The organism is Streptomyces sp. NPDC002994 (assembly GCF_040611155.1).
Taxonomy (GTDB): Bacteria; Actinomycetota; Actinomycetes; order Streptomycetales; family Streptomycetaceae; genus Streptomyces.
Genome location: NZ_JBEXNQ010000079.1, coordinates 1 through 1,071 on the forward strand (window position 1 = coordinate 1; position 1,071 = coordinate 1,071).

Sequence of the window (1,071 nt, forward strand, 5' to 3'; positions counted from 1 at the left end):
GGTGGGGTAGGTGTTTGTAGATCTCTCGGGCGACGAAGCGTTTGAGGCAGCGCATGATGTCTTTCTTGGCCATGCCTTCGGCGGTGCGTCGGGCGACGTAGTCGCGGGTGCGTGGGTCGTAGCGCATGCGGACCAGGACGATCGTGTGCAGGGCGTTGTTCGCCTGGCGGTCGCCTCCTCGGTTGAGCCGGTGGCGGTGGGTGCGGCCGGAAGAAGCCGGGACGGGGGCTGCTGCGCACAGGTGTGCGAAGGAGGCTTCCGAGCGGAGCCGGTCGGGGTTGTCCCCGGCCGTGGTCAGCAGCTGGCCGGCGGTTTCAGGTCCGACACCGCACAGAGCGAGCAGTTGCGGGGCGGCCTGGGCCACCAGCGGCCCGATCTCCTTGTCCGCCTCGGTAACCTCCGCATCGAGTGCCTGGTAGCGGCGGGCCAGACGCCGCAGTGCTGTTCTGACCGCCCTGGCAGGATCTTCGAGATGACCGGCGGGCCTCGAGCGGGCCAGCGTGTCGACCAGCTCCCGCACCGGCAGGTCCCGCAGCCTGTCCCGCACGGCTGACGGGGCGGTGACGATCAGGGTGCGGATCTGGTTGATGACCTGGGTGCGGGCCTTGACCGCACTCTTGCGGACCACCCGCAAGACCCGTATCGCCTCCACGATCCCGTCCCGGGACTTCGGGATACCGCCTGCCCGGCCGCCCAGGACCGCGGTCGCGGCCGCGTAGGCGTCGACTGGATCGGACTTGCCGTGGGCCCGCCTCGCCCTGCGGTCGGGCCGGTCGACCTCCACCACCGTCACACCGTTCGCCGTCAGAGACCGGGCCAGTTCCGCACCGTAGGCGCCGGTCCCCTCGACACCGACCGCAAGGAGCTCCCCGTGCGAGAGCAGCCACTGATGCAACTGCCGGTAGCCGTCGGGCGTGGCCGCAAACGACTCGGTAGCCAGATGCCGGCCGATCGAGTCGATCACCGCGGCCTGGTGGAAATCGGTGTGGGTGTCGACGCCGCCGACCACCGCTGTCTCGTCTGCCATGCTGATACGTGCTGCCTTCCGTGCGACGCGTGAGGACAGTGCAC

General features: G+C 69.7%; 1 protein-coding gene. It reads right to left on the reverse strand.

Annotation, left to right across the window (positions count from 1 at the left end; all coding sequences use genetic code 11):
• The coding region (locus ABZX79_RS37815; protein ID WP_355268602.1) for an IS110 family transposase at positions 1-1,027 on the reverse strand (1,027 nt) is incomplete at its 3' end.
• Between the last annotated feature and the right edge of the window lie 44 nt (positions 1,028-1,071).